Here is a 1,669-nt window from a genome sequence, read left to right on the forward strand (position 1 = left end):
GACTTTTTTCAGCTTCTGAAAATTTAGAATACATACTAGAGTAAAAGGCGTCATTATAGTCATTACTTAAGGTATTATATCTATTTAAGTAAGTAGTTTTTAAATCTTCCTTTTTTTCTTGCTCTTTTCTAGCATCTTCCTCTTTTTTTATTTTATCTAAAGCAGCAGTTATTTTAGCATTAGCTTCAGTGTATTTAGCTTTTTCTTCTTCTGTTAAATCATAATTTTCACAGGTATCTACTATATATTTTGCGGTATCTATACGACCATCAGATATAAGCTCATCAATATTTTTTAAATTATTTATAGCAAGTACTTTTTTTGATAATAGCTCTAATTTAGCAACTTCATCTATGTAGGAAGATTTGTGGGTACTTTTAAGAATACGCTGCTTGAAATCATAGATTTTAAAAGGCTTTCCTTCTTCGCATTCTTTTTTTGCTTCAAGGTATAAAGTATTTAATTCTTTAAGCTCTAAGACAGAAGTATCCTCTTTTTTATATTTAGTTAGAATATCATTAGCATCTTCAAATTTACCATCATTTACAAGAGCAATAGCTTCTTTTGCATATTTTTCTTGAATCTTACCTTGATAAATAGTAAATCCAACAAAAGCTACAGCACATAAAGATATTCCAACACAAGAAGCTATAATTATTTTTTTTGTTTTAGGACTCATAGGCTTCTTTTCTACTTTTGCTTTAGGTTCAAAAGCATTAGTACTAGATTCAATAACAGTAGAAGAATTAGCACTTGTAGTAGATGTTGATTTAGTAGTGCATGATGAGCAAACACCATTTTCTAAAATATCCCCACATTTTTTACAAAAATTCATTTTAAAAATCCCCCATTATTTTAAAATTTGCCTTTAATTATCGAAGGCTTTAGAAAAAACTTTATAAAAATAAAGAAAAAAGAATTTTTTAGATGTCAAAAAATAAGGGAAAAAAGAAAATTAAATATAAATAAAGGCCATTTTAGAAAAAATGATATTTATTGTATATTTAGAGAAAATTTAATATAATTAAAAAGGTGTTAAAATTAATAATAAATATAGGAGATGAAGTTAATAAAACTTCTAAGATGGTGAAAGAGATGAAACAGTTTGACTACTTAGAGCTTCAGATGCTAGATGAATATAGGGAAATTTTTAAGAGATATAATATTTCATTAGATGTAGAAGCACTAGAAAGTATAAAAGAAAAGGTTGTAAACAAAGATTATGTTGTATCTATTATAGGTTCTATGAAGGCAGGAAAATCAACCTTTGTAAATAGTATATTAGGAAAAGATTTAATGCCAAGTGAGAATGCAGCATGTACATTAACAACAACTGAAATAGTGGATAGTAAAATAGAGTTTTCTTTAGAGAAAATATATGATGATGGAGAAATAACGAAAATTAGTACAGAGAATATTTCAGAAGATTTTCATAATGAAATAAGAATGAGTCGTGAAAATAAGGAAGAAAAGCTTTTTAAATATTCTTTGAAAACAAATATTGAAGCTATAGAAAATGACTTATGTGATATAGGATTTAAATTAGTTGATACACCAGGATACAATGAAATGTCAGGACTTGGTGTTGATAGAAAAATTATTGAGGATGTTTTTGAAAGACAAATTAAAAAAACAGATTATATAATTTATGTTTTAGATTATAAATATT

At 26.0% G+C, this 1,669-nt stretch carries 2 protein-coding genes; one reads left to right on the forward strand and one right to left on the reverse strand.

Annotation, left to right across the window (positions count from 1 at the left end; all coding sequences use genetic code 11):
• Positions 1 to 835, reverse strand: an 835-nt coding sequence (locus tag ACRC28_RS04355) for a hypothetical protein (protein ID WP_438542233.1), incomplete at its 3' end; no start/stop codon positions are given.
• Positions 836 to 1,032: 197 nt separating this feature from the next.
• Here ACRC28_RS04355 and ACRC28_RS04360 point away from each other — a divergent pair.
• Positions 1,033 to 1,669, forward strand: a 637-nt coding sequence (locus ACRC28_RS04360) for a dynamin family protein (RefSeq protein ID WP_438542234.1), incomplete at its 3' end; no start/stop codon positions are given.

Origin of the sequence: Clostridium sp. (assembly GCF_051650885.1) — a bacterium.
Classification (GTDB): Bacteria; Bacillota; Clostridia; order Clostridiales; family Clostridiaceae; genus Clostridium.